Annotated in this window: 2 protein-coding genes; one reads left to right on the top strand and one right to left on the bottom strand. The window is 70.9% G+C overall.

Annotation, left to right across the window (positions count from 1 at the left end; all coding sequences use genetic code 11):
* Positions 1-297 precede the first annotated feature (297 nt).
* A complete protein-coding gene (locus WH07_RS35815) occupies positions 298-1248 on the bottom strand; it encodes a L,D-transpeptidase family protein (RefSeq protein ID WP_046509461.1) in 951 nt (316 codons plus the stop codon).
* A gap of 271 nt (positions 1249-1519) precedes the next feature.
* On the opposite strand from WH07_RS35815, the gene WH07_RS35810 reads away from it, so the two are divergent.
* Positions 1520-3127 (top strand): acyl-CoA mutase large subunit family protein (locus tag WH07_RS35810; RefSeq protein ID WP_079023832.1); only part of this gene is annotated, 1608 nt, incomplete at its 3' end.

The raw sequence follows: 3127 nt of genomic DNA, 5'->3' as shown, positions 1-3127 counted from the left end.
CGCCGGACGCGCCCCCCGTACCGTCGGAAACCCCCAGGAACCCCCACCAGGACCCTGCCCCGAATCCTCACCCGGGCTCCACGGAACCTTTTCTCATACCCTCCTGACCAGCCGTTATGCCTCCGCGCCCATTAAGGTGTGACGTTTTTCCAGGCGCCGGCGCAGTTAGGAGTAAGCCGACTGGTCATCGGCCGCGCATCGAGCCGGGGTTCCCCCCGTACCTACGGCTCAGCGCACCGGCGCGGGCGGGACACGTTCCCCCGGTCCCGCCCGCGCCACTCGCCACCGCGCCGGGTCTCACCAGTAGATGACCACCTTGTCGCCGTTGCGGACCTCGTTGAACAGGGCCGAGATCTTCGCCTTGTCGCGGACGTTGACGCAGCCGTGCGACGCGCCCTCGTAGCCCTTGGCCGCGAAGTCCGCGGAGTAGTGGACCGCTTGGCCACCGCTGAAGAACATGGCGTAGGGCATCGGGGTGTCATAGATCGTCGAGACATGGTCGCGGGACTTCCAGCCGACCGAGAACGTGCCCTCGCGGGTCGGGGTGTACTCGGAGCCGAAGCGGACGTCCATCGCGGAGCGGACCTTGCCGTCGACCATCCACGCCAGGGTGCGGCTGTTCTTGCTGATGCACATCACCCGGCCCTTCAGACAGCGCGGGTCGGGGGCGGCGACCGGCCTGGTGGTGGGCGGGAACAGTTCGTCGCGGGTCGGCTCGTCCGTCCTGTCCAGCAGCCTCTGCCAGGTGAGGATGTCCGTCTCGCCGGTACGGGGCAGGCCCCGCTTGCCCTGGAACGACGAGACGGCCGCCGCGGTCACGGAGCCGTAGTAGCCCGTGGGGTTGCGGTCGAAGTGGCCGATCTGCCGCAGCCTGGCCTGGAGTTCGCGCACCTGGCCGCTCTCGTCGCCGCTCTCCATCAGCGGTTCGGGCTTCGGGTCCGGGGCCTCGGAGGTCTCGGAGGGCTCCGGCGACGGCGACCACGTGGGTGTGGTCCCGCTCGGTGTGGGCTCGGGCGCCGGGGGCGGTGTCGTACGGTCGGCGGCCGGCCGTACCGAAGGCTCCGCGGACTCCGTGGGCGACGGCGCCGCCGGCTCGCTCGTCGGAGTGGCGGGTGCCCCCACCGCGCTCCCGCCCGGCTTCCCGTCGCCCGCCGCCCCGCCGCCGTCGGCCGGCACCGTACAGCCCGTACTCACCGCCAGCACGGCGACGGCGGCGCATCCCGCGCGTAGGGCGGATGTCCTGAGCATGGTCGTCCCCCTTGTTTCCGGTTCTCCCGCGTCCCATGAAGCGTGTTCCTTCAGTCTTCTCTCAGACAGCTTGCCGCCCGGCATGATTGCCCAAGCCCGAAGGAAGGTTTCGGACCGCCTTCCCGTCGACTTTCGGCGCGTTCAACCTCCTCCCGCCACGCGGCCGGGAGCTGTCGGCCCGCGTGTGCCCCGACGCCCTCCGTTCATACCCCACTACAGTCCGTCAGGGATACGGACCGTGGCGGTCGTTGTGCGGCAGGAGGCGGAGAAGATGGTGGCGCGCGAACCCGGCAGTGCCCGGGGCTCCGGGACCGACGGACCCGGCGGGGCACGGACCGTACGGGTCAGTGAGAGCGGGCTGCCCGTCGAGCCGGTGTACGGGCCCGGCGCGCTCGCGGAGTGGGATCCGCGGGAGAAGCTCGGCGAGCCCGGCTCGTACCCCTTCACCCGGGGGGTGTACCCGACGATGTACACCGGCCGGCCCTGGACGATGCGCCAGTACGCCGGCTTCGGCACCGCCGCCGAATCCAACGCCCGCTACCGGCAGTTGATCGCCCACGGCACCACCGGACTGTCCGTCGCCTTCGACCTGCCGACCCAGATGGGGCACGACAGCGACGCACCGATCGCGAGCGGCGAGGTCGGCAAGGTCGGCGTCGCGATCGATTCCGTCGACGACATGCGGGTGCTGTTCGACGGGATTCCGCTCGGCCGGGTCTCCACCTCGATGACCATCAACGCCCCCGCCGCCCTCCTCCTGCTGCTCTATCAGCTCGTCGCCGAGGAGCAGGGCGTACCCGCCTCCGCGCTGACGGGCACCATCCAGAACGACGTGCTCAAGGAGTACATCGCCCGGGGTACGTACATCTTCCCGCCCAAGCCCTCGCTCCGGCTGACCGCCGACATCTTCCAGTACTGCCGTGCAGCGGTCCCCAAGTGGAACACCATCTCGATCTCCGGCTACCACATGGCCGAGGCCGGTGCCACGCCCGTGCAGGAGATCGCGTTCACGCTCGCGGACGGCATCGCGTACGTACGGACGGCCGTCGCCGCCGGCATGGACATCGACGACTTCGCCCCCCGGCTCTCCTTCTTCTTCGTCTCGCGCACGACGATCCTCGAAGAGATCGCCAAGTTCCGTGCCGCGCGCCGGATCTGGGCCAGGATCATGCGCGACGAGTTCGGCGCCCGCGACCCCAGGTCGCAGATGCTGCGCTTCCACACCCAGACCGCCGGGGTGCAGCTCACCGCGCAGCAGCCCGAGGTCAATCTGGTACGGGTGGCGGTACAGGGGCTCGCGGCGGTCCTCGGCGGTACGCAGTCGCTGCACACCAATTCGTACGACGAGGCCATCGCCCTGCCGACGGACAAGGCCGCCCGGCTCGCCCTCCGTACACAGCAGGTCCTCGCCTACGAGACGGATGTCACCGCGACCGTCGACCCGTTCGCCGGTTCGTACGCCGTCGAGCGGATGACGGACGAGGTGGAGGCGGCGGCCGTGGCGCTGATGGGCCGGGTCGAGGAGCTGGGGGGCGCGGTCGGGGCGATCGAACGGGGCTTCCAGAAGGACGAGATCGAGCGCAGCGCGTACGCGGTGGCGCGGGAGACGGACAACGGGGAGCGGGTGGTCGTCGGGGTCAACCGCTTCACGCTGGACGAGGAGGAACCGTACAGCCCGCTGCGTGTCGACCCCGCGATCGAGGCCCGGCAGGCGGCCCGGCTGGCCCGGCTCCGCGCCGACCGCGACCGGGCGGCGGTGGACGGCGCGCTGACCGCGCTGAAGAAGGCGGCGGAGGGCACGGACAATGTGCTGCCCCCGATGAAGTCGGCGCTCGGGGCGCGGGCGACGGTGGGGGAGGTGTGCGGGGCGCTGCGCGAG

Origin of the sequence: Streptomyces odonnellii, from assembly GCF_000981895.1 — a bacterium.
In the GTDB taxonomy this organism is placed as follows: domain Bacteria; phylum Actinomycetota; class Actinomycetes; order Streptomycetales; family Streptomycetaceae; genus Streptomyces; species Streptomyces odonnellii.
Note: the sequence above shows the minus strand (reverse complement) of the source record. Positions and strands in the feature narration are given on the sequence as shown.

Bases quoted from the DNA above. Each gene is read 5' to 3' on its own strand.
- WH07_RS35815 (WP_046509461.1), bottom strand. From the start codon at position 1,248: ATGCTCAGGACATCCGCCCTACGCGCGGGATGCGCCGCCGTCGCCGTG.